This window comes from Acinetobacter sp. WCHAc010052, from assembly GCF_002165295.2.
GTDB lineage: Bacteria > Pseudomonadota > Gammaproteobacteria > Pseudomonadales > Moraxellaceae > Acinetobacter > Acinetobacter chinensis.
Map to the genome: position 1 here is coordinate 1745672 of NZ_CP032143.1, position 20219 is coordinate 1765890.

The 20219-nt window shown below is 39.6% G+C and carries 23 protein-coding genes; 9 read left to right on the plus strand and 14 right to left on the minus strand.

Annotation, left to right across the window (positions count from 1 at the left end):
• Window positions 1–48 precede the first annotated feature (48 nt).
• Entirely contained in the window at window positions 49–171 is a 123-nt protein-coding gene (locus CDG61_RS17740) for a hypothetical protein (protein ID WP_265936252.1), read from the plus strand.
• A 245-nt stretch (window positions 172–416) separates the two neighbouring features.
• Window positions 417–2621: an OsmC domain/YcaO domain-containing protein gene (locus tag CDG61_RS08705; RefSeq protein WP_087550055.1), complete on the plus strand. Its 2205-nt coding sequence runs from the start codon at window positions 417–419 to the stop codon at window positions 2619–2621.
• A gap of 128 nt (window positions 2622–2749) precedes the next feature.
• On the opposite strand, the gene CDG61_RS17460 is transcribed toward CDG61_RS08705, so the two are convergent.
• Window positions 2750–2890 carry a hypothetical protein gene (locus CDG61_RS17460; RefSeq protein ID WP_171405445.1) on the minus strand — a complete coding sequence of 47 codons (141 nt, stop codon included), beginning with the start codon at window positions 2888–2890 and terminating at the stop codon, window positions 2750–2752.
• A 221-nt stretch (window positions 2891–3111) separates the two neighbouring features.
• Here CDG61_RS17460 and CDG61_RS08710 point away from each other — a divergent pair, with 221 nt between their 5' ends.
• Window positions 3112–3738, plus strand: coding sequence for an XRE family transcriptional regulator (locus CDG61_RS08710; RefSeq protein WP_087514044.1), 627 nt, complete (start codon window positions 3112–3114; stop codon window positions 3736–3738).
• 218 nt (window positions 3739–3956) lie between these two features.
• Here CDG61_RS08710 and CDG61_RS08715 read toward each other — a convergent pair whose 3' ends face one another.
• The 3 genes from CDG61_RS08715 to CDG61_RS08725 form a co-directional block, all read right to left on the minus strand.
• A complete protein-coding gene (locus CDG61_RS08715) occupies window positions 3957–4679 on the minus strand; it encodes a pirin family protein (protein ID WP_087550054.1) in 723 nt (240 codons plus the stop codon).
• A 193-nt stretch (window positions 4680–4872) separates the two neighbouring features.
• Complete coding sequence (locus tag CDG61_RS08720) at window positions 4873–5571, minus strand: DUF1826 domain-containing protein (RefSeq protein ID WP_087550053.1); 699 nt, start codon at window positions 5569–5571, stop codon at window positions 4873–4875.
• Window positions 5572–5708: 137 nt separating this feature from the next.
• Window positions 5709–6632 carry an AraC family transcriptional regulator gene (locus tag CDG61_RS08725; protein WP_087550052.1) on the minus strand — a complete coding sequence of 308 codons (924 nt, stop codon included), beginning with the start codon at window positions 6630–6632 and terminating at the stop codon, window positions 5709–5711.
• A 105-nt stretch (window positions 6633–6737) separates the two neighbouring features.
• Between CDG61_RS08725 and CDG61_RS08730 the strand changes: the two genes are divergently transcribed.
• The 5 genes from CDG61_RS08730 to CDG61_RS08750 are packed head-to-tail and all read left to right on the plus strand — an operon-like array spanning window position 6738 to window position 11100.
• The gene (locus tag CDG61_RS08730; RefSeq protein ID WP_087550051.1) at window positions 6738–7301 is read left to right on the plus strand and encodes a carboxymuconolactone decarboxylase family protein; all 564 of its coding nucleotides are present in this window, start codon (window positions 6738–6740) and stop codon (window positions 7299–7301) included.
• Entirely contained in the window at window positions 7294–8343 is a 1050-nt protein-coding gene (locus CDG61_RS08735) for an acyl-CoA dehydrogenase family protein (RefSeq protein WP_087550050.1), read from the plus strand. Before CDG61_RS08730 ends, CDG61_RS08735 begins: the two co-directional genes overlap by 8 nt.
• Before the next feature lie 3 nt (window positions 8344–8346).
• Complete coding sequence (locus tag CDG61_RS08740) at window positions 8347–9135, plus strand: ABC transporter ATP-binding protein (RefSeq protein ID WP_087550049.1); 789 nt, start codon at window positions 8347–8349, stop codon at window positions 9133–9135.
• Between the two features lie 10 nt (window positions 9136–9145).
• Window positions 9146–10345: an ABC transporter substrate-binding protein gene (locus tag CDG61_RS08745; RefSeq protein ID WP_087550048.1), complete on the plus strand. Its 1200-nt coding sequence runs from the start codon at window positions 9146–9148 to the stop codon at window positions 10343–10345.
• Entirely contained in the window at window positions 10342–11100 is a 759-nt protein-coding gene (locus tag CDG61_RS08750; protein ID WP_228199631.1) for an ABC transporter permease, read from the plus strand. Before CDG61_RS08745 ends, CDG61_RS08750 begins: the two co-directional genes overlap by 4 nt.
• Before the next feature lie 62 nt (window positions 11101–11162).
• Here the strand turns inward: CDG61_RS08750 and tatC are convergent, their stop codons facing one another.
• The 5 genes from tatC to CDG61_RS08775 all read right to left on the minus strand — a co-directional run bounded on the left by tatC (window position 11163) and on the right by CDG61_RS08775 (window position 14667).
• Entirely contained in the window at window positions 11163–11912 is a 750-nt protein-coding gene (tatC, locus tag CDG61_RS08755; protein WP_087550047.1) for a twin-arginine translocase subunit TatC, read from the minus strand.
• Entirely contained in the window at window positions 11909–12190 is a 282-nt protein-coding gene (locus CDG61_RS08760) for a hypothetical protein (RefSeq protein ID WP_147387781.1), read from the minus strand. Before CDG61_RS08760 ends, tatC begins: the two co-directional genes overlap by 4 nt.
• Before the next feature lie 166 nt (window positions 12191–12356).
• Window positions 12357–12551 carry a twin-arginine translocase TatA/TatE family subunit gene (locus CDG61_RS08765; RefSeq protein ID WP_087550045.1) on the minus strand — a complete coding sequence of 65 codons (195 nt, stop codon included), beginning with the start codon at window positions 12549–12551 and terminating at the stop codon, window positions 12357–12359.
• Window positions 12552–12903: 352 nt separating this feature from the next.
• The gene (locus tag CDG61_RS08770) at window positions 12904–13788 is read right to left on the minus strand and encodes a bile acid:sodium symporter family protein (RefSeq protein WP_087550044.1); all 885 of its coding nucleotides are present in this window, start codon (window positions 13786–13788) and stop codon (window positions 12904–12906) included.
• 24 nt (window positions 13789–13812) lie between these two features.
• Window positions 13813–14667: an SDR family NAD(P)-dependent oxidoreductase gene (locus tag CDG61_RS08775; RefSeq protein WP_087550043.1), complete on the minus strand. Its 855-nt coding sequence runs from the start codon at window positions 14665–14667 to the stop codon at window positions 13813–13815.
• A 178-nt stretch (window positions 14668–14845) separates the two neighbouring features.
• Here CDG61_RS08775 and CDG61_RS08780 point away from each other — a divergent pair, with 178 nt between their 5' ends.
• Window positions 14846–15886: an AraC family transcriptional regulator gene (locus CDG61_RS08780; protein ID WP_087550042.1), complete on the plus strand. Its 1041-nt coding sequence runs from the start codon at window positions 14846–14848 to the stop codon at window positions 15884–15886.
• A 59-nt stretch (window positions 15887–15945) separates the two neighbouring features.
• On the opposite strand, the gene CDG61_RS08785 is transcribed toward CDG61_RS08780, so the two are convergent.
• The 5 genes from CDG61_RS08785 to CDG61_RS08805 form a co-directional block, all read right to left on the minus strand.
• A complete protein-coding gene (locus CDG61_RS08785) occupies window positions 15946–17151 on the minus strand; it encodes an OmpP1/FadL family transporter (RefSeq protein WP_087550041.1) in 1206 nt (401 codons plus the stop codon).
• A gap of 135 nt (window positions 17152–17286) precedes the next feature.
• Window positions 17287–17736, minus strand: coding sequence for a DUF2147 domain-containing protein (locus CDG61_RS08790; RefSeq protein ID WP_087550040.1), 450 nt, complete (start codon window positions 17734–17736; stop codon window positions 17287–17289).
• A 26-nt stretch (window positions 17737–17762) separates the two neighbouring features.
• Window positions 17763–18584: an MBL fold metallo-hydrolase gene (locus CDG61_RS08795; RefSeq protein ID WP_087550039.1), complete on the minus strand. Its 822-nt coding sequence runs from the start codon at window positions 18582–18584 to the stop codon at window positions 17763–17765.
• 58 nt (window positions 18585–18642) lie between these two features.
• A complete protein-coding gene (locus tag CDG61_RS08800; RefSeq protein WP_087550038.1) occupies window positions 18643–19611 on the minus strand; it encodes a quinone oxidoreductase family protein in 969 nt (322 codons plus the stop codon).
• 18 nt (window positions 19612–19629) lie between these two features.
• Complete coding sequence (locus CDG61_RS08805; RefSeq protein ID WP_087550037.1) at window positions 19630–20151, minus strand: VOC family protein; 522 nt, start codon at window positions 20149–20151, stop codon at window positions 19630–19632.
• Window positions 20152–20219 lie beyond the last annotated feature (68 nt).

Consider the following 20219-nt stretch of genomic DNA (forward strand, 5'->3'; position numbering starts at 1 on the left):
ACAGAAAACTTTCCCTGAATGTTGAATTATGGATATTCGGATTAAAATATGGATCGTCTAATGTATCTGAAGTATGCAGAACTTTCATCTGTTCACCAGTGTATGTATGACGAAGAACGGGCTTTGAATAAAAATCCCAGTAATACTGAAGTCAGAACCATTAAAAAATAACAGCGAAGTAATGATAAAAGTCATCCATTGATGTGAATAATTCGGTAAAATCACAGGTCATTACTTTCGAATCTGTTTTTAAGGGCATAATCAGTCTTTCAGTACTGTATTTTTCAACTTTAAAACATTGTTTTTCTTATTTTTATATGTGTATCCGATCAAAATCATAGTCTGGATATACATATTATTTCATTTTTATATTCCTTTTTTCAGCAATGCTGAACAGGAATACTCAGGTGTCCCGCATGGAAATCAAGGTCAATTATCTCGATAATCTTCGTCAGGAAGCAAAATTCGATGATTTTACGGTCATTGCCGACCAACCCATCCGATACAAAGGGGATGGTTCAGCACCGGGTCCTTTTGATTATTTTCTTGCATCTTCAGCGCTGTGTGCAGCTTACTTTGTCAAAGTGTATTGCGCAGCCCGTGATATTCCAACAGACAATATCCGTCTGTCACAGAACAATATAGTAGACCCTGAAAACCGCTATAAACAGATTTTTAAAATTCAGGTTGAATTACCGACTGATATTTCTGAAAAAGACCGTCAGGGAATCTTACGTTCCATCGACCGCTGTACTGTTAAAAAAGTCATTCAGACCGGTCCTGAATTTATTATTGAAGAAGTTGAAAGTATTGATGCCGATGCTCAGGCATTGCTCATGCCGAGTCTTAAATCTGAAAATACGACGTATATTCCAGGCAAAGACCTGCCACTGGAACAGACCATTGCCAATATGTCAGGTATTCTGGCAGGTTTGGGGATGAAAATTGAAATTGCCTCATGGCGAAATATTGTCCCAAATGTATGGTCATTGCATGTCCGTGATGCACAAGCACCTATGTGCTTTACTAATGGTAAAGGGGCGACCAAGGAAAGTGCGCTTGCTTCAGCACTGGGTGAATTTATTGAGCGTCTGAACTGTAACTTTTTCTACAATGACCAGTTCTGGGGAGAGGATATTGCCAATGCTGAATTTGTGCATTATCCAGATGAAAAATGGTTCAAACCTGGTCCAAAAGGTCAGTTACCTAAAGAAATCCTGGATAAAAATACGCTCGCAATTTATAACCCTGAAAAAGAATTACTGGGGACGCATCTTTACGACACCAACTCAGGAAAAACTGAGCGTGGTATCTGTTCATTGCCTTTTGTGCGTCAGTCAGATGGAGAGACCGTTTATTTTCCATCCAATCTGATTGAAAACCTGTATTTAAGTAATGGTATGAGTGCCGGTAATACACTTGCTGAAGCTCAGGTACAATGTCTGTCTGAAATTTTTGAACGTGCTGTAAAACGTGAAATTCTTGAAGGTGAAATTACACTACCAGACGTTCCACAGGAAGTACTGAACAAGTATCCAGGTATTGTGGCAGGCATCCAGGGACTGGAAGAACAGGGCTTTCCTGTTCTTGTGAAAGATGCCTCTTTGGGTGGAAAGTATCCTGTCATGTGCGTAACGCTGATGAACCCGCGTACTGGTGGTGTATTTGCTTCTTTTGGCGCACATCCAAAACTTGAAGTGGCTCTGGAACGCAGTCTGACAGAACTCCTGCAGGGTCGTAGTTTTGAAGGTCTGAATGATCTTCCTAAACCGACTTTCAGCAGCAATGCTGTTACTGAACCAAACAATTTTGTAGAACACTTTATTGATTCCAGCGGTGTAGTGTCATGGCGTTTCTTCAGCTCAGCGTCAGATTATGATTTTGTGGAATGGGACTTCAGCTCCAGCGGTGAAGATGCCAATGCTCAGGAAGCGGAAGCTTTGTTCGGTATCCTCAAAGATATGGGCAAAGAAGTTTATATGGCTGTTTATAAACACCTGGGTGCAACAGCCTGTCGTATACTGGTACCGGGTTATTCTGAAATTTATCTGGTGGAAGATCTGATCTGGGATAACACCAATAAAGCTTTGCTGTTCCGTGAAGATATCTTAAATCTGCATCGTCTCGATGAAGAACAGCTTGAAGCACTTGTTGAACGACTGGAAGAGGTGGAGGTGGATGATTACACCGATATCGTAACCCTGATTGGTATTGAGTTTGATGACAATACTGTCTGGGGACAATTGACCATACTTGAATTAAAGTTACTCATTTACATGGCATTGCAGGCATTTGAAGAAGCCAAAGAGCTGGTGGAACAGTTTCTTCAGTACAACACCAATACAGTGGAACGTGGATTGTTCTATCAGGCACTGAATGTCGTGCTGGAAGTTGAACTTGATGATGACCTGGATCTGAATGACTATGAATATAATTTCCGTCGCATGTTTGGCGATGAAAGAATGGACGCAGTCATCGGTTCTATGGACGGCAGTATCCGCTTCCATGGATTGACCGAAACCAGTATGCAACTGGAAGGACTGGATCGTCATTTACGTTTGATAGACAGTTATAAAAAGCTGCATAAAGCACGTAAAAACTTTGTAAGTTCCAACCTTTAACTATCCATAAATGCTGCAAATCGACATTTGCAGTTCTCTCTACTGAAGTTCAGCTTCAGGCAGGGTAAGGATTCAATTCAGGCAAATGTATAATTACGTTTGCCTTTTTTGATGGAAGTAGCTGATTACTATTCATGATGGATCGTCTGAGCTTTCAGTTGAGAGTTTTCCTGAGCCAGAATCTGATTGTCTGTTTCTGCCATATACCAGCCTGCAAAACTGAAAAAAGTGACAAAAAGTAACATTATAGAAATAGAATCTGATTTCATATTATTGCTCCATGTTCAGATATATGTAAATATGTTCAAATTATTGAGCATAAATAAATTCAAGTGTTTAATTTAAGATCAAACCATTCTTTAAACCTGGAGGTTTTACTTGAATCCATCCTGCTTGAGATATATGATTGCTCAATAATTTGAATATTTCAACAAAAATGTTCAAAATTTTGAACATAATTTTGTAAAGGGGTCGTGCTTTGAGTAAATTTATGCAACGTTTACGCTCAGAAATTGAAAGAATAGGCGTCAGTGAACTTGCTCGAAAGGCAGGAGTTGCAAGGAATTCACTCTATAACTGGAGCGAAAAAGGCAATATCCCTATGGATAAACTTTTTTTACTCGCAGAATATGGGGTGAATGTTGATTATATTCTGAATGGACAAAGTCAGGATGCGACCAGTTCTGTCATGGACGAATTTGGCCTGATTCCAGTCAGAGAGGATATTGAGGTATCTGCAGGTGCTGGTGCATTTGTGGGCATGGAAGACAGTTCTGCATACTGCATGGCTTTTAGAAAAGACTGGTTAAACAGCCGTGGACTGAAAGAAAAAGATTTATACGTCGTGTTTACCCGTGGCGACTCAATGGAACCTACCATCAGTGATCAGGATTCATTACTGGTCAATACTGCTGAAAAAATGCCTCATGATGGACATATTTATGTAATCCGGAGCCAGGATACGCTTTGGGTTAAACGGATTCAGAAATTGCTGAACGGCTCACTTTTACTGATTTCTGATAATAAAATCTATCCTCCAATGGAGCTGAACTTAAATGAAGCTTCAGATGTGGAAATTATTGGTAAAGTTGTCAGTTCGAGCAAAAACTTTTATTAAAAACCATGGCTTTACATAAAAAATCAGAATGGTTTCTGATAGATATCCAGTATAGATGATGAAAAACCATGTGAAAGATAGCAGTATTTTGAGTGATATATAATGGACTTATCCATTCAAGCTGAAACTCAGAACAACAGTACAAGGGGATGTTTAATACCCCCTGACTGATTTAAATAAAAAAGCATGAATGGATTCATTCATGCTTTTTCAGTCAGTTAAGCCATGCTTGGAATTTCTTCAGGGCGCATATCAAAGATCAGGATTTCTGCCTGATTACCCTGACTGAAGGAAAGCGTACCACCTTCGCGGATACGGGCAGCATCACCTGTATTAAATGTTTTACCATTTACATCCACACTGCCTTTGGCTACATGCAAATAAACATAGCGACCTTCAGGAATGACGAAATCCGCGGTTTCATGGCTATCAAACAGACCTGAATAAATATTGATATCCTGTTTAATTGCAAGTGTTTTTTCACCACCTTCAGGAGATATCATCAGATGAAATTTACCGCGTTTATCTTCAGGAGCAATATGAATCTGCTGATATCCCGGTGCTGTATTCACTTGATCAGGCACCACCCAGATCTGTAGAAAATGTACATTTTCCTGAGCAGAGTGATTAAATTCACTGTGTGCAACGCCATGACCTGCACTCATCAGCTGAATATCACCAGGGACAATAACCGAACCTGTACCCATAGAATCTTTATGTTCCAGAGCACCTTCAAGCACATAGGAAATAATTTCCATGTTACGGTGTGGATGTGTACCAAAGCCTTTTGACGGCGCTACTGTATCGTCATTGATCACCAGCAGATCTGAGAAACCAACCTGTTTTGGGTCCCAGTAATCAGCAAATGAAAATGTATGTTTTGATTGTAACCAACCATGATGAGCTGCACCACGTGCATGAGATAAGCGCATATCAAACATTGTCATACTCCAGATTTAATTTTTTATCTGAGTTAATAGTATTGTTTTTAATTTATTGGTGAAGCACCAGAAATGGGAAGCTTGGTGTGATTTTTAGAACGATACAGTTTCAACAGACAGAGTGACAATTTTACTGGAACCAGATATCTGACGATCATTATCCCCATTATCTGGTGATGTTCATAAGAGAGCCTTAACAGATCAAAAGCAGTCTATATTCACCCATGGTTTCAACAGGTGCGCGATGGACGCAGGGTAAAACCTGTTGTGCTGGGTGATCAACAGCTAAACGCCATAGGTGCCCATTACCTAAATTTAAAGGTTCGGCTGTAGGTTTGGGCTGATAGTGCAGATCAAAGAAGTATTCTTTCAGAAATGATTCAAATTCAGCTTCAGATCCATCATGCAGCTCTTTGAGTTTATTTCTGATTTCCGGAATCAGAATTTTTTGCTCCACCTGATCATTTGGCAGGATATCACTTGCAGCTCCATGATAGGTGCATAAAAAAGTGTCGGTTTCTATGGGAGAACGATCTACATGATATGAATATACGTCCGTTGAAATAAAATCCAGTTCATCATCACGTTCATAGCATTTCAGAAGATTCAGGGAGGGAGACGCACCAAAGTCAGATAGCAGCTGAATATCCTGAAGAATAATTTCCCTGGCTGAATGACCGTTCTTAGAAAGCTGCAGCGCTAAAAGATCTTCAACTGAAACTTCAGTAATATTTTCTTTTAACTCCAGTTTACTGGTAATCTCATTAAAATCACCATGAAGATTTCTATGCCAGCAAATGGCATTTGTTTCACCCTTAAATTTTGAATTTACGAGTTCTGAAAAAGTTGAAACTTCTCTGATCTGCTTGTGATTTGAAAATGTAACTGTCATATCCAGGATAAAAATAAGCTTTCAATCATTATATACTTTTAACCCTGTATAAAAATGAAATCAGAAAATCATTTCAGTCAGTGTGTGGATATGTTCCTTGTGAAATAATCCTAAAATATGCTTATTGAAAAATGGATTCAGGAAAGCTGAAGTTTCATAAACTGACTGGGATTTTTTTGAGTCACACGCTGAAAAGCACGGGTAAATGCCGCGACAGACTGGTATCCGACTTTTTCAGCACAATCAGCGATTGTTAGACCTTCAGCTAAAAACTGTTGCGCAAGCTGCACACGGTAATATAAAACAAACTGAGTTGCTGAAAACCCTGCAATACTGGTGAAATACCTGGCAAAGTTAGCTCTGGATATACCACAGACAGCAGCCATGGACTGCAGGGTCCAGTCCTGTTCAGGATTCGCAACAATATCCAGAATGAGAGGATACAGTTTTGGATCATTAAATAAGGTCCAAAGGGGGATATTCTTATGGTTTCCCTGATTAAAGGTATGACGGATCAGGTAGTAAAATAAAATACTGGTCAGGCGTTCAATCAGGCTGATGGAAGCCTCTTTATCCAGTTTTGCTTCATGACGGATTAATTCAAAAATGCTGATACATTCAGTCAGTGCCTGATCGTTCTGCCTTAAAATCAGATAGGATGGCAATGCTGCTATAAACAACTCTGACAGCCTGGAACGAAACGTAAAATAACCACAGGCAAGATGTGTGGAACAGGACAGTACACCTGCATCACTACTGTTGGCTAAATTACGCTGTAAGTGATTCAGTGAGGGAGCAACCCGTTGCGTTGTGTCCGTAATAATAAAAGGGATATCCTTTAAAAGAAAGATGGCATCCCCTTGATAAAGATGAATAAAATCATGTTCTTCAATAAGATGAAAATGACAGTCCTGCTGAATAACCAGATGAAAACTTGCTTGTCCCTGTCCCTGAATGGAAGTTGACCATTGCTGATGATAACGGCTCAAATGCTGAAGAGATGTCTCAATTTCCAGGCGGTCGATTAACCAGCTTAGCATTTTTTGAGAATTATTAAGCATAAAAACTTCCAAATGTTTAGACGATAAAGCATTTTAAAATACTGATAAGCATTGAGAGAATACTATAAATTTTCAACACTAGGTACTCTAAACGGAGTACATACCATGACAACTTATTTCAAACCTTTAACAAGCGAACAAGCACCAGCTGAAGCAAAACAACGCCTGATCAATGCTGAAAAAGCCAATGGTTTCAGTTCCAATCTTCTTGGTGTTCTGGCATATGCACCTGCTGCGCTGGAAATGTACCAGACCGTTTCAGAAATCAACAGCCGCAGCAGTTTAAATGTACAGGAACGGGAAGTGGTACAGCTGGTTGCTGCCACAGATAACGGGTGTTCATTCTGTGTTGCAGGTCACACCGCTTTAGCGAAAAACAAAGCCAGACTTTCGCCAGAAACTGTTCAGGCTCTCCGTGATCAGACTGAGTTACCCGATATACGCCTGAATGCTTTGTCTACTTTTGCACGTCAGGTGCTGCTGACTAAAGGTGCTGTGGATGTACAGACCACTGATGCATTCTTCAATGCGGGCTTTACTGAACAGAATGCACTGGATGTCCTGCTGGGATTAAGCCTTGCCACTTTATGCAACTATGCAAACTCCCTGGCCCGTACAGAATTAAACAGTCAGCTTGCTGCACATCAATGGGAACCTAAAAATGCTTGATGCTACTTTAGCTGCCTGGCTTGAACAGCATGCAGAAGCCTTAAATGCAGGTGAAGCTGACGTGAGTCTTACTTTACTTCAACAGCTGGGGCAGGCAGATGTATTCAGACAGGGGGTGCCGAAGCAATTCGGTGGTCTTGGCAACACCTTACAGGATGCTATTGAAACCATTTCACAAGTCGCAGAGCATTCAGTTACAGCAGCTTTTGTCAGCTGGAGCCAGCGTACTTATATTGAGTATTTATTGACTGCAAAAACCGATGTGTTGAATGAATTCCGATTTGATGAACTTCTTTCAGGAAAATATGCAGGTGCTACTGGTCTGTCCAATGCAATGAAATTTCTCTCAGGTCTTGAACCATTGCAGATTCAGGCAGAAGCAGTCGATGGCGGCTGGAAACTCAACGGGAAACTGCCGTGGGTGACCAATTTTCACCCAGATGGTTTTAGCGTCGCAGTAGCAGCTGACAGTAATCAGGGACCTTTACTGTTTTTAGTCCCATCAAACCGTGATGGTTTTGATCGCAGACCGGATCTGGAACTGATTGGTCTGAAAGGAAGTTCAACCGCAGCGGCGATTCTTACTGATGTGACGGTTTCACAGACTGAATTACTGAGTGATCAGGCGAAAGACTATTTACCTGCAATTCGTCCGGCATTTCTGGGCTTACAGTGCGCATTATCCATAGGATTGATTAAACGCAGTCTTCAGCAGGTGATTGCTAAAAAGCACTCCAGTTTAGTGAGCGATCAGGTTCATTTTATTCAACAGCAGCTGGATGAAAACCTGAAGGCACTTTTCCTTGGACTGAAATCTGAACAGTTTGTCACGCAGGCACGACTTCTGTTTGAGATCAGAATCAGCTTAAGTGAGCTCACCCAGCATGCCATTCAGCTTGAATTATGCAGTACAGGTGGAAAATGTTATTTAACGCCTTATGAAGCAGGTTTTACCCGAAGGCTCAAAGAATCAGCTTTTATTCCTATTGTGACACCCAGTGTTCTGCAATTAAAAACTGAACTGTCACGTTCAGGGAGCTAAGTCATGAATATTCATCCGGTATTACTCTCTGCAAAACAACTGACGATCAGCCATGCTGCTAAAACTCAAGCCGTGATTGATGGTGCTGATTTTGATATTCAGCAAGGTGAAATCATTACTGTTTTAGGGCCAAGTGGTGTAGGTAAGTCTACTTTACTGTCTGCAATTGCAGGTTTGCATGTGCCTGAAAATGGGAAAATCGAGCTTTCAGGGAAACCGGTATCCCAACAGAAGTCAGAAATGGCATTTATGTTTCAGTCTGCGGTACTGCTGCCCTGGTTAAACATTTCTGAAAATATTGCTTTTGGTCAAAATTTTAAAAAGCAGACAGAACGGAATGCAGCAGAAATTCAGGCGCGGGTGAGTAATGCATTAAAACGGGTGAAACTGGATCATATTCCACACGCAAAGCCTGACACTTTATCTGGAGGCATGGCACAGCGGGTAGCTTTAGCCCGCGCACTGGCTAAATCTCCACGACTGCTGTTGCTTGATGAACCATTCAGTGCTCTGGATGAATTAAACAGAGCACAATTACAGCATTTGCTGGTCGACCTGGTTCATCGTCAGGAAATTGCCGCAGCCGTTATGGTCACACATGATATTGATGAGGCTTTGCTGATTTCGGATCGAATTTTCTTTTTATCAGGTCATCCGGCAAATATCAGTCAGATCTGGACATTACAAAGCAGCCATCCCCGTAATCTATGGGAAGGTGAATGCTCCACAATCAGAAATGAAATATTAAAACAGTTACATCAACATCAGGCAGCAATGCTGGAAAAAATTTAAGGAATAAGATATGTGTGATGACGATATCAATCATTCCCGTCGTGATTTTCTTAAATTGATGGGACTTTTCACCGGGACTGCCACCTTGCCCATACAGGCAAGCCTGGCACAGACAAAGCCGGAAAATACACAGATCAAACGGGTTAGAATTGGCTACATTCCTATTACAGATGCAACACCATTACTGGTCGCCTATCAGAATAAGTTATTTGAAAAACAGGGGTTGGAAGTTGATCCACCCGTTTTATTCCGGAGCTGGGCACAACTGGTGGAAGCTTTTTTATCAGGCAGTGTAAACGTCATTCATCTATTATCACCCATGGCTGTATGGACACGTTTCGGTAGTCATTTCCCTGCAAAAATTGTGGCATGGAACCATGTTGGCGGTTCGGCACTGACCGTTGCTAGAAACATAGACAGTCTAAATGATCTGGGTGGCAAGCAGGTTGCAATACCTTTCTGGTATTCTGTTCACAATGTTGTGCTGCAGGAAATGCTGCGTAATGCAGGTCTGAAAATTGTCACAAAACAAAAGGGGAAACTGGCGGACAATGAGGTTGGACTGATTGTACTGCCACCTTCAGATATGCCGCCGGCATTACTCAGTAAGCAGATCTCAGGTTACCTGGTGGCTGAACCGTTTAATGCAATTGCAGAGCATCTGAAAATTGGGAAGATATTGAGGTTCACAGGTGATGTCTGGAAAAAACATGCCTGCTGTGTGGTTTACATGCATGAGAAAGATCTACAGCAACATCCTGAGTGGTCTCAGAAAGTAGTGAATGGCATTGTTGAGGCTCAACTCTGGTGTCGTAGCCATCGAGCTGAGGTCACCAGGCTGATTTCAAGGGAACATAAACCACGATTAACCCCCCACATTCATGCTGTAATTGCGCAGGTCGTTAACCCTGACTCATCCCGACATAAGTTTTATGTGAGTACGGGTGCGATTAAGCATGCCGCATGGCAGGAACACCGCATTGACTTTCAACCCTTTCCATTTGAAAGCTATACAGTTGAGCTGATCAAACGTATGCGTCATACACAGGTTGAAGGTAATCCCGCATTTTTAAAAAAACTGAATCCAACGGTAGCCGCACGCCAGCTGGTCGATGACCGTTTTGTCAGAAAAGCAATTCAAAAATCAGGCGGGATGAAAGCCTTTGGTCTCACAGAATCGTTTACCCGTCAGGAGGTATTCCAGTTATGAATAAAGTGATGATGCCCGACTGGAAATACCATAGCTATGGACTGGCAGGACTTTTCGGTTTTTTTTGCCTGTGGTTTATTGCAGGAACATATATCCCTGAAGGTTTTTTTCAGCAGTTTACTTTAAATGCAACCCTGATGAAGTTTTCCGTACTCATTCAGGACAGTGAGACCTATATCCATATCTGGATGAGCATCAAACGTGTACTGGTTGGGCTGGGGATTGCACTGCTGATCGGGATTCCTGTAGGGCTTCTGATTGGACAGAACCAGAAAGCAGATGCCTTCAGCTCACAGATTTTTCAGTTTTTACGCATGATTTCCCCATTATCCTGGATGCCGATTGCAGTCATGATCCTGGGAGTTGGAGATAAACCTGTTTATTTTTTACTGGCCTTTGCGGCTGTCTGGCCAATTATTCTGAATACAGCAAATGGAGTAAAAAAGGTTGATCCTCAGTTATTGAAGCTTGCTTACAGTCTTGATGCAACACCACGTGAAATTTTGCAGAAAATTATATGGCCAAGTGTTCTTGGGCAGGTACTGGTGGGTTTACGTCTGGCAATAGGAATTGTCTGGATTGTACTTGTACCCAGTGAAATGCTGGGAGTAAGCTCGGGTCTGGGCTATTTTATTCTGGATGCACGCGACCGACTCGATTACACAGAGCTGCTTTCAATTATCTTAATTATTGGCTTTATCGGCTTTATACTCGACCATTTTGTGATCGGTTTGCAGAAACGTTTTGCTGTTTAATTAATCTGACTTTAAAAAAAGCCCGATCAGTTCGGGCTTTTTATCGTACAGGATTCAGGCTTTTATTCAGTTGGATGTTCTGTATAGCCATTCATAAATTGCCCGATCACTAAACCAAGTTCAAACAGCCCCCACATCGGTACAGCCAGCAGTAACATACTGAGTAGGTCGGGTGGGGTAATAAACATTGATACAAAAAAACAGCCGACTATAATAAATTTCCGTTTTTCCACCAGTTGCTCTACAGTGACTGTTCCAGAAAGCAATAACACCGTAATCAGAACTGGAATTTCAAAACATAATCCAAAAGTAAAAAATAACTTTAAGCAAAAACTTAAATAGCTGCTGATATCTGTCATAGGCAAAACTGCATCAGGAGCAATATGTATAAAAAAGAACAGTACAGATGGCAGAACAATATAACGGCAGAAAATAATACCGAAATAAAATAAAATCACGCTCGAACATGACAACAGTAAAATCAGCTTTTTTTCCTGAAGATACAGTGCAGGTACAATAAAACGCCAGATTCGCCAAAGTAAAAATGGAAGACAGATCAAAAAAGCAATAAATAAAGTTAATTTAAAAGGGGCTGTAAATGTTGCAGTAATATCGGTTGCAATCATCTGGCTGTCTGCAGGTAAAGCATATAAGAGCGGCTGGGCAAACAACTGATAAAGTGTCTGTGCAAAGAGCAACAGACATAGAAAAACCACTGCCAACAGCAGAACCATCTGAATCAGACATTTTCGCAATATGGTCAGATGCCCCAGCAGATGTACAACAGCGGTTGGCTGGTCATGAGAGATCATGAATGAATATATCCAGTAAAATGAGAGGGGATATGCAGAATGTAATCATTCAAAGCTGCATAACTTAATGGATAAGCAGCAGAATGATCGACCTGTTTCAGGGGAATAATTTTTTCTATTTTTCCTAGACTGTTGTAGGGCAAACTGATATGGACTGGTGCATCAGAAGATAAATCTGTGTAAATTTTCTGACTCAGTATTTTTTCCAGATCTTTCACTTTATTAATTTCAGACTCAAGTGTCTGCTGTAATTCATTCAGTTTCAGCTCACGTTCCATATCGCTTTGAAAGCTCTGTAACATAGCTCTAATTTTTTGATAGAACTGATATACAGTTTTTAAAAGCTCTAACAGTTTTTCAGGACCTAAAAAAATCAAAGCGAAACTGACGAAGAAAATAAACTCAAATAAACCAACATTGAACATAGTAGTAGTACGACCTGGATCAGGAGAGGTGATCGTTACTTTCAGATCGAGGCTTCTGTGTTACCTCATCCTTCGAATCATCCTGTATGGATGCCTTAAAATCCTTAAGTACGCCCCCCAGGTCTTTACCCAGATTCTTTAATTTTGATGTCCCGAACAATAAAACCAGAACCAGTGCAAATAACGCAATGTGCCCAAGTGATAAACCGAACATAAGGTAACTCCTGATCATTTCTTTTGTCGGCTATTTTAAACGATACAAAAATTTCCTTAATCTTATTAAATGATTAACTATTTACTTCTGATTCAATAAGAGTAACCCAGAAAGACACTTAAACTCATAATTACAAATGATTTTTGTTAGTCTGAGTGAAACATCATACATTTATCTTCGAGTATAAAAATTATAAGTTTATGGGGATGTATGCTGATAAAACACAGAAATCAATTGAGTATCTAAAATTAGATGTTGATAGTTTTCATTCAAAATAAGAAAGAGACTGTCTTATAAAGCAGTCTCTTTCTATATAATTTATAATCAAAATAGCCCTCAATCAGACTGGATTTTAATTGATACTGATTTTTCTCAAAACAGTTTTCTTATCTTTCATTTTAAAAATAAAACCAACAGCAAAAGCAAAGAAAATCATAATAACCGAATAAACAGCAGCAGGAATTGCAATTGTTGTGCTACCCAACACTGAAATTGCCACTGTTAATGCCACAGCGCTGTTGTGAATCCCAATTTCAAATGCACATGCACGGGCTTCTGCTTCATTCATTTTAAATATTTTAGGAACAAAATATCCCATTGCCAGACTGATTGCACAGAACAAAGCACACACGACACCTACCTGAGAAAAATGTCCTGCAATATTGGCTTTTTCCTTAAATAATGCACCTATGCAGATCACTACAAGAAAAGTTACAGAAAAATATTTAACGAAACTTTCCATTTTTTTTGCGAAATCTGGTTTCTTTGCGCGGATTAACATACCAGTTGCTAAAGGTAGTAGAATAAGTAAGAAAACCTGAATGAGTTTATCCAGTTGCACCGCTACTGCAGTACTGTCATGCATAAAATATGACAACGATAATGTTGCGACTAGTGGTAATGTAAATGCCGCAATGACAGAATTAAATGCTGTTAAAGTAATATTTAAAGCAATATCTCCCTTGAAAATATAACTGAATAAATTAGCGGTACTACCACCTGGAGATGCAGCTAAGATCATTAATCCAACAGCTAAAAGTGGTTCAAGTCTGAATATATTCGCGAGACAAAATGCAATACTGATAAGTAAAACCAACTGACAGAACAATGCAATAATGATATTCCTTGGATTATTTTTTATACGTTTAAAATCCTGAACTGTTACTTCGAAGCCTAACCCCATCATGATAATAATTAGTGCAACTGGCATACCAACTGTAATAAATGCTGAGTCCATAACTTAATTTCCTTTTTAATAATTTCATGCAGGGTAGAGTTTTAAAGTTCGTTTAATTAAAGCATTTTGTAGTTTTATAGGTAGTTTTCTAAAGATAATGGCATCACGAATAAAATCACTGTGAACCTCATTTCTAAATTTTGGCTGTGCTGAATTAAATGCAGTGAAAATAGTATCTACAATTTTTTGCATTGGAATGCCTGTAGAAAATGAAGCAATAGTTCGTTCCGAAAAAATCCGCATGGGTTCGATATAGATTGGATGATTGGGTTTTTTCTGAACATTTTCTATTATTTTTTCTGCCATTGGAGTCTGTATCTGCCCAGGTTCAATTAAACAGGTATCTATACCAAAGACTGAATATTCATGACGCATTGCATTGGAGAGTGCTTCCAAAGCAAATTTACTTGCTGAATAGATCCCTGTAAAAGGTAAAGTTCGTAAACCACTTTGTGAACTGATATTAATGATTTTATTCCGTTGTTTATTTTTGCTTTGTAATAATGGCAAAAACGTTTTAGCCATCATATGCACACCCACAGTATTTACTGCAAGTATGTGCTCAAACTGGCTCTGTGTGACATCCATCAAAGGCCCGTTATAGATTACACCTGCTATATTTATCAGGGCACGGAATGTCATGCCATCTATGTTTTTTTGTACTGTTTCAAAAGTCTTTAAAATTTCAGATTCCTGAGTAATGTTCATGATTATTGGTAAAAAATCATGACGGAAAGTTTTATTAACTTTCTCCTTCTCCTGTTCATCAATCACTGAACCGAATACAAAAAAACCTTCATTTAAAAATTTTTGTGTTGTCGCCAGTCCTATACCAGAACCTGCACCTGTAATAAATACAGCCTGTTTATTATGAATCATGAATCATCTTCCTTAATTTGTATTTACAGGATTACTATTAAGGAAACAGCTATTTTATTTTGGTAAAAAAGTGCCAAAAAAATGTACAACGGTGTCAAATTTGCTATGATGAAAGTGCCTATAGTTTCAATGGATAGATGAGATAAATTGAAATAATTATTTCTATAGGAGTTTTAAAATGGATTTTGAAGACAAAAGTATGTCTGCACCTATTATTCCTGTGCATTTGCCTGCTGCATTTGTTCGAATGTGTGTTGCACGTGGATTTCGTACAGAAGCCATCCTGAGTAATACAGGCATTCATGCAGATGAACTGGATAATATTGATACATTTTTTACATTAAATCAGATTGCAATGATTGTCAGTAATGCATTGCTGTTAAGCAAAGATCCAGCAATTTCCATTGCATTCAGTCAGCATATCCGATTATCGCATTTTGGTTCGTATGGCATTGCATTAATGTCTGCACCTACTTTTATGGATGTATTTGAGATCTGCCAGCGATACAGCACTTTAATTGATCCAACAATTCATTTTGAATCTATATTTAAAAACGGTAGAATTTATATTCAGTTCGGTAAAAAAATACCCTTAGGTCTGAATTATTACTATACGCAGGAAGCATTATGTCTTTCAATTATTCGTATTTTAACGGATTTACTTGAACGTGAACTTCCTCAGCTAAAAATTGAACTTGATTATGAAAAACCGGCATATGCTGATAAGTTTAAATTTTTAAATGCGCCGATTCGCTGGGGGAAAGATAGATGTGTTATTTCCTTCAATTCTGATATTTTGAATGAAAAATTGCCAGGTGCGGATTATCCCGCATTTCAAAAGGCTATAAAAATGTGTGAAGCAGAAAAGGGGATTTTTGCTCAGCAGGGTGAAAACTGGTTAATCAAATTAAAATTAATTATTCTCCAGAATTTACATCAACCTTTAACTGCTGAAGGAATGGCTGAGCAACTGCATTTATCCAGACGTACTTTTTTTAGAAAACTGGCTGAACACCATACTACATATGATGTGCTGCTTTCAGCATCCCGTGCAGAGGTTGCGAAAGATTATTTACTGCATAAGCAAATCAGTCTGGTTGAGCTTGCAGATCAGTTGGGTTATAACGATGTTTCCAATTTTACTAAAGCTTTCAAGCGATGGTACGGGTTACCACCCAAGCAATGGAAGCAGGAACAACTGGCACTCATGATCCACTGACTGAAAGTAAAAAGGCGATCATTTGATCGCCTTAAACATTTTAAAACGGAAGTTAAATATTAAAAATGATAGCCAATTTTCAGACCATAACCCCATGCATCATTGTCTTTATATACAGCATCATACTTTGCCGTTCCAAAATCAAAACCTGATTGTGCTTTTGCATCGCCAAGCATGAAGTATTTAACACCTAAAGCAATGTCATAGTTTGGTGCAGGTGCAAATTTAGCTCCTAATCCTAAACTCCAGTAACCCTCAGATGGTCCCAGAGTTGAAACCAGATTTCCAGCCCCGCTGTCCCAGCCTACAGAAAAGGAACCAGACAGTTTTGGATTGAATTGTCTGCCTATACCAATGTTTGCAGAGATCTGATCATCATAATATGCTGCAAGGTCCACACCGGCACCTGTTGATTGCTCAGTGAAATTATAAAGTTTGGCAGGTGAAATTTTATATTTTGACCATTCAACCCAACGGACATTCGCAAATGCAACAGTCTTTTCCATTACACCTGTTTGAAAATCAAGATTGATGGATTGTGGCGTCGTAATAGTTGATTTTTCAGTTGAAGTTCCCAGATCGACTCTTCCTGCCAAAGGATGAAGGATGCTCAAAGATTCAGTCATGTTCATATCATGATCAATTTCAGAGCGATAGGTCAGCGATGCTTTTAAGGCAATGTCTGGGATAGAATAGGCAAGTCCAGCAAGCCAACCAGTACCTGTTGTTTCTTTAGCATCCAGATCATATTTCGCCCAGGTATATCCGGCTCCTCTGAGTGAAGCTTCACCTTTCACAGTCTGTAATACAGGACCTGCATAAATATTCCAGTGTTCATCAGGTTGAAAACCAATAACCGTACTTAAATTCTGTGTGCTTACCGTTGCTTCGGTACTCTCATTTCCATCAGAATATGCTGAAAACGCTTTGTTAGGATAAGCGGCATCTGCTCCAAAAGGCTGATCATATATAAATCCTATAGAAAACTGATCTGTAAGCTGCAGTTTCAGTGCAAAAGATGGGGTGTAATAACTGTTTGCAATATCACCAGTATCTCTTCCTGCCGCTTGTGAATAATTTCCTTTACTGAAGTTGTCATTCATTTTTCCACTCAATGATGCATCCAGCACTGAGATACCGGCTTCGAAATAATTCCCCTTTTGTAGAAAAGGTGCAATTGACTGTCCTGAACGATCAAGTGCAGCAGCATGAACAGCACCCGAAACAGATCCTGCTATACAAAGAGCAATGATATGTTTTTTCATTTTAAAATCCTTTTTAATGTTTTGTACTTACTGTGTTTTTGCGTTTGAAGTATTATTTTTAATCAATCAATGTGTGCCTGAATGGTATAAATGTGCCAATCTAATGGTGAATCAGTGCCATCCATGGCATTTTGTTTAATTTTGCCGAATCCATATCTGATTACGACCTAATGAACTCATTCCGATATACCCACGTATCCGTAAATGTTTACCATTATTTTGTAATTTGACTTTTGCGCTATATATTTTTCCCGCTCTTGGATCAAGAATTTTTCCCCCATCATAACTGTCTGTCTCAGGTATATATTTCAACTGTGTGAGCACCTGCATACCAAGCATGGGTTGATTGGTGTATGGTGCAGGGCAGTTCTGACATATATCCACGACAGTGACACCCTGCAGAGGGAACAGCTTAATAATTGTTCCTGTATACGTGTTGTTCGCTGTGCTTTTAATTTCAATCAATCCTTTAGGATTTCCTGATTTATCATCCACGGTTTTCCAGACACCACTGATATCCTGCGCACTGCTGGAAAAACTGATCCCCATTAATAAGATAAATATTCCCCATCTGAACATATTCATTATTCCTTATGAATAAAAATGTTGAGTCAATCCTGATATCTGTTTAATTCGACCGGATCATGTGCACAGAAAAATTCAATTTCATCACTATGCTTCCTTTTGAGTTGTTTCAGTGTATTCAGGCTTTTTATCCTTTGTGCTGGAACCGCCTGAACTAATTTTTCAAAAAGCCTGAGACCTGAAGGCATTCGATTATCTGCATCCAGCTGGCTATGGTGATAATAAGCATCACCACAATGCAGCAACCATTTACCTGAATCCTGTTGAATTGCAATACCTGTATGTCCTTTGGTATGACCAGTCAAAGGAATCATGAAAAGATTTATTCCGAGTTGATTTTTCAGCGAAATTGCTTCCAGTCCAAACCAGACAGAATCCGTCTGTTCATAAGTTTTCCAATGGGGTGAGGGGATAAACTGATTTTTACGGAATCGTATTTTATCTTTAAATGATGGATATAAGATCTGATCAAGTTCAGGTTTATAAATATGCACCTTTGCCTGTGGAAAGTCAGAAAAGCCACCTGCGTGATCCAGATCCAGATGTGTCGGAAACAGATCCGTAACATCTTCAGGCTTATATCCAAGCATTTTGATCTGTTCAAATGCAGTTTCCTGAACAGCCAGTTTCGGTTTAAAGCTTTTTTGAAAAAATTTGCCTAATCTCTGATCAGGTTGTTGAATATCTTTTAAGCCTATTCCTGTATCCACCATCATTAATTTATTCTGATGTTCAATTAACAGACAGTGACAGATCAGTCTCCCTGGTTCTATAAATGTGCCATGCCCATTAATCAGCTTTGCACAAAGTGGGCAGAGTGTTCCACAATTTAAATGATATATTTTCATAAATTTTCCCGTGTAAATATGCCGTATCTGGTTAAAACACAGCATATTTTTGAATCAATCAGAGCTTAAGAATAATTTTTCCAAAATGACGGTTTTCCTTCATTCTTGAAAATGCATCATTGAACTGTTCGAAGGGATACACGGCATCTATAGGAATGCTGATGTGATTACTTTCCAAAGCTGGTACCAGCTCGGCAGAGGCTTTCTGAATGACATCTCGGATTTCATCTGGATTTCGGGTACGAAAACTGACACCTTTATAATTAATCCTGCGCATGGAATGCTGATCAAAATCAATTTCACCAACTTCACCTGCCATACGACCAACGTTGACGACAGTACCTGCGATTTTAGTTACAGACATGGTCTGGTTGAATAAAGGTCCAGCCAGAAAGTCGATTACGAGATCTACACCTTTACGCTTTGTCAATTTGAGTACTTGTTTCGCCCAGTCTTCATCCTTGGTGTTTACAACGGCATCTGCACCATATTCTGATAATTTCATCAGTTTTTCAGCATGAGTAGATGTTCCAATAACCCGTTTCGCACCCAAGTAACGCGCAACCTGCATTGCCATTAAACCTACAGCTGAACTGGCACCAACGACTAAAACGGTCTGTTCAGCTTGTAATTGTCCATTTGAAACAATAGCGTCATGTACGGTTTGTAATGCAACAGGTAAAGCTGCCGCCTGTTCATCTGTCAGATTTCCTGGAACAGGGTAGATCCATTGAGCATTGGCAAGCGTATACTCTGAAAACGCACCTGGACCTGCTCCCATTACCCGCTCACCGACAGACCACTCTGTGACGTTTTCACCCACTTCAATAATTTCACCTGCCCATTCAACACCAACAGGAAACCCAAGCCCCCCAACAAAACCATGAGTTCCACCTGTCAGCATATTTAGATCAGCTCGGTTAAGTGCACAGGCTTTTACTTTGACCACTACATGACCGCTCATAACCTGTGGTTTTTCAAGCTCACCTAAAACAGCACCATTTTCACCAGATAAGATAGATTTCATTATCACTCCAGATCCGAATCAAAGCTTACGAATCGGTTTTGAACCGTTCCAGCCAATGGATGCTTTTTTAATATATTCAAAAATCTGTTTTTTACTACCGGCCAGTTCAGAAATTTCTAAAGCAGTACCAATGAGGTGTTCTGCATCAAAGTAAGCCATCCGCCCCTGAGGACCACCTATCTGTCCTTCATGAACAACTTCCAGTCCCTGGCTGAGCAGGTGCTGATACATCTCGTCATAGTTTTCAGTCCAATATGCGATGTGCTGTAGACCTTCACGCCCCGAATTTAAAAAGTCATGATACATGGACGGTACATCATTAGTCTGCTGAATCAGTTCAATCTGTAAATCACCTGAGTTTGCCAGGGCAACTTTCATTTCAATATTGTACGGTTGACCTTTATATTTAAAATTATCCAGCATGGCATTTTCCATATAAAACCATGGACCAACACCCAGCTTTAACCACTCGCTAATGGCCGTTTCAATGTCTTTAACAATATAGCCATTCTGACAAACCGGTCCCAGATCTTTACTCATTTTAATTTCCTTTTTGAGAAGTATATTTGTCAGAGAAATTCATTTTCCTCTGACAGCTTTGAGGATGA

Excerpts from the sequence above, each read along its gene's own strand:
- CDG61_RS08710 (WP_087514044.1), top strand. The coding sequence starts at position 3,112 with ATGCAACGTTTACGCTCAGAAATTGAAAGAATAGGCGTCAGTGAACTT.
- CDG61_RS08705 (WP_087550055.1), top strand. The coding sequence starts at position 417 with ATGGAAATCAAGGTCAATTATCTCGATAATCTTCGTCAGGAAGCAAAA.
- CDG61_RS08805 (WP_087550037.1), bottom strand. The coding sequence starts at position 20,151 with ATGAGTAAAGATCTGGGACCGGTTTGTCAGAATGGCTATATTGTTAAA.
- CDG61_RS08745 (WP_087550048.1), top strand. The coding sequence starts at position 9,146 with ATGTGTGATGACGATATCAATCATTCCCGTCGTGATTTTCTTAAATTG.
- CDG61_RS08785 (WP_087550041.1), bottom strand. The coding sequence starts at position 17,151 with ATGAAAAAACATATCATTGCTCTTTGTATAGCAGGATCTGTTTCGGGT.
- CDG61_RS08790 (WP_087550040.1), bottom strand. The coding sequence starts at position 17,736 with ATGAATATGTTCAGATGGGGAATATTTATCTTATTAATGGGGATCAGT.
- CDG61_RS08795 (WP_087550039.1), bottom strand. The coding sequence starts at position 18,584 with ATGAAAATATATCATTTAAATTGTGGAACACTCTGCCCACTTTGTGCA.
- CDG61_RS08770 (WP_087550044.1), bottom strand. The coding sequence starts at position 13,788 with ATGGACTCAGCATTTATTACAGTTGGTATGCCAGTTGCACTAATTATT.
- CDG61_RS08775 (WP_087550043.1), bottom strand. The coding sequence starts at position 14,667 with ATGATTCATAATAAACAGGCTGTATTTATTACAGGTGCAGGTTCTGGT.
- CDG61_RS17460 (WP_171405445.1), bottom strand. The coding sequence starts at position 2,890 with ATGAAATCAGATTCTATTTCTATAATGTTACTTTTTGTCACTTTTTTC.
- CDG61_RS08720 (WP_087550053.1), bottom strand. The coding sequence starts at position 5,571 with ATGACAGTTACATTTTCAAATCACAAGCAGATCAGAGAAGTTTCAACT.
- CDG61_RS08715 (WP_087550054.1), bottom strand. The coding sequence starts at position 4,679 with ATGTTTGATATGCGCTTATCTCATGCACGTGGTGCAGCTCATCATGGT.
- CDG61_RS08725 (WP_087550052.1), bottom strand. The coding sequence starts at position 6,632 with ATGCTTAATAATTCTCAAAAAATGCTAAGCTGGTTAATCGACCGCCTG.
- CDG61_RS08765 (WP_087550045.1), bottom strand. The coding sequence starts at position 12,551 with ATGTTCGGTTTATCACTTGGGCACATTGCGTTATTTGCACTGGTTCTG.
- CDG61_RS08730 (WP_087550051.1), top strand. The coding sequence starts at position 6,738 with ATGACAACTTATTTCAAACCTTTAACAAGCGAACAAGCACCAGCTGAA.
- CDG61_RS08740 (WP_087550049.1), top strand. The coding sequence starts at position 8,347 with ATGAATATTCATCCGGTATTACTCTCTGCAAAACAACTGACGATCAGC.
- CDG61_RS17740 (WP_265936252.1), top strand. The coding sequence starts at position 49 with ATGGATCGTCTAATGTATCTGAAGTATGCAGAACTTTCATCTGTTCAC.
- CDG61_RS08760 (WP_147387781.1), bottom strand. The coding sequence starts at position 12,190 with ATGGAACGTGAGCTGAAACTGAATGAATTACAGCAGACACTTGAGTCT.
- CDG61_RS08750 (WP_228199631.1), top strand. The coding sequence starts at position 10,342 with ATGAATAAAGTGATGATGCCCGACTGGAAATACCATAGCTATGGACTG.
- tatC (WP_087550047.1), bottom strand. The coding sequence starts at position 11,912 with ATGATCTCTCATGACCAGCCAACCGCTGTTGTACATCTGCTGGGGCAT.
- CDG61_RS08780 (WP_087550042.1), top strand. The coding sequence starts at position 14,846 with ATGGATTTTGAAGACAAAAGTATGTCTGCACCTATTATTCCTGTGCAT.
- CDG61_RS08735 (WP_087550050.1), top strand. The coding sequence starts at position 7,294 with ATGCTTGATGCTACTTTAGCTGCCTGGCTTGAACAGCATGCAGAAGCC.
- CDG61_RS08800 (WP_087550038.1), bottom strand. The coding sequence starts at position 19,611 with ATGAAATCTATCTTATCTGGTGAAAATGGTGCTGTTTTAGGTGAGCTT.